This is a genomic window from Microbacterium sp. NPDC060132 (genome assembly GCF_042729675.1).
GTDB classification, from domain to species: Bacteria; Actinomycetota; Actinomycetes; order Actinomycetales; family Microbacteriaceae; genus Microbacterium; species Microbacterium sufflavum.
This window is the reverse complement of record NZ_JBHWXU010000006.1, coordinates 1-1640: the sequence shown is the minus strand read 5'-3', so window position 1 is coordinate 1640 and position 1640 is coordinate 1. Positions and strand designations below refer to the sequence as shown.

Sequence of the window (1640 nt, the reverse complement as noted above, 5' to 3'; positions counted from 1 at the left end):
GAGACAGCCTCTCACCTCGCTAGAGGCTTTTCTTGGCAGTGTGGAATCAGGAACTTCGCTACTATAATTCGCTCGCCATCACAGCTCAGCCTTCACGGGAAACGGATTTGCCTATTTCCCAGCCTAACTGCTTGGACGCGGATATCCAATACCGCGCTTACCCTATCCTCCTGCGTCCCCCCATTGCTCAAATGGTGAGGAGGTGGTACAGGAATATCAACCTGTTATCCATCGCCTACGCCTTTCGGCCTCGGCTTAGGTCCCGACTAACCCTGAGCGGACGAGCCTTCCTCAGGAAACCTTAGGCATTCGGTGGAGGGGATTCTCACCCCTCTTTCGCTACTCATACCGGCATTCTCACTTCTAAGCGCTCCACAAGTCCTTCCGGTCTTGCTTCACAGCCCTTAGAACGCTCTCCTACCACTGTTCGAAGAACAGTCCGCAGCTTCGGTGATACGTTTAGCCCCGGTACATTTTCGGCGCAGAGTCACTCGACCAGTGAGCTATTACGCACTCTTTAAATGGTGGCTGCTTCTAAGCCAACATCCTGGTTGTCTAAGCAACTCCACATCCTTTTCCACTTAACGTATACTTTGGGACCTTAGCTGGCGGTCTGGGCTGTTTCCCTTTCGACTACGGATCTTATCACTCGCAGTCTGACTCCCAAGGATAAGTCATCGGCATTCGGAGTTTGACTGAATTCGGTAACCCGGTAGGGGCCCCTAGTCCAATCAGTGCTCTACCTCCGAGACTCTTACCTTGAGGCTAGCCCTAAAGCTATTTCGGAGAGAACCAGCTATCTCCAGGTTCGATTGGAATTTCACCCCTACCCACACCTCATCCCCGCACTTTTCAACGTGCGTGGGTTCGGGCCTCCATTCAGTGTTACCTGAACTTCACCCTGGACATGGGTAGATCACCTGGTTTCGGGTCTACGACCACGTACTCAATTCGCCCTATTCAGACTCGCTTTCGCTGCGGCTCCGCATCTTCTGCTTAACCTTGCACGGGATCGTAACTCGCCGGTTCATTCTACAAAAGGCACGCCATCACCCGTTAACGGGCTCTGACTACTTGTAGGCACACGGTTTCAGGATCTCTTTCACTCCCCTTCCGGGGTGCTTTTCACCTTTCCCTCACGGTACTGGTTCACTATCGGTCACTAGGGAGTATTTAGCCTTGGGAGATGGTCCTCCCGGATTCCGACGGAATTTCACGTGTTCCGCCGTACTCAGGATCCACTCAGGAGAGAACGAAGTTTTGACTACAGGGCTGTTACCTCCTATGGCGGGCCTTTCCAGACCTCTTCATCTACCTCGTTCCTTTGTAACTCCGTATAGAGTGTCCTACAACCCCAAGAGGCAAGCCTCTTGGTTTGGGCTGGTCCCGTTTCGCTCGCCGCTACTCAGGGAATCGCATTTGCTTTCTCTTCCTCCGGGTACTTAGATGTTTCAGTTCCCCGGGTCTGCCTTCAATACCCTATGTATTCAGGTACAGATACTGTTCCATTACGAACAGTGGGTTTCCCCATTCGGAAATCTCCGGATCAAAGCTTGCTTACAGCTCCCCGAAGCATATCGGTGTTCGTCCCGTCCTTCATCGGCTCCTAGTGCCAAGGCATCCACCGTGCGCCCTTTCTA

1 rRNA gene is annotated in these 1640 nt (G+C 52.7%); it reads right to left on the bottom strand.

The features are described 5' to 3' along the window. A 23S ribosomal RNA gene (locus ACFWCH_RS17680) occupies positions 1–1640 on the bottom strand; the annotation flags it as partial.